Here is a 210-nt window from a genome sequence, read left to right on the forward strand (position 1 = left end):
TGACGACTGTGTTGGTGCTGCCAGCAGTGATCAGGTTCTCGAAGACCGCATCACCGGTCACACCGGTGATGGTCTGGGCAATGGCCGGCTGGCCACCGACATACACGTCATCGTTGGCGGTGATGGTGGCGGTACCGGCAGCACTGCCCTTGGCCACTTCGACGACAGTGCCGTCGGTGAGCGTAAAGGTCAGGCCCTGGTGGCCAGTAA

General features: G+C 61.9%; 1 protein-coding gene. It reads right to left on the minus strand.

Annotated features, from left to right (window positions below):
- Positions 1-210: immunoglobulin-like domain-containing protein (locus tag G7009_RS27445; RefSeq protein WP_181133398.1), on the minus strand; the 210-nt coding region annotated here is incomplete at both ends.

This window comes from Pseudomonas capeferrum (assembly GCF_013523055.1).
Taxonomy (GTDB): Bacteria; Pseudomonadota; Gammaproteobacteria; order Pseudomonadales; family Pseudomonadaceae; genus Aquipseudomonas; species Aquipseudomonas capeferrum_A.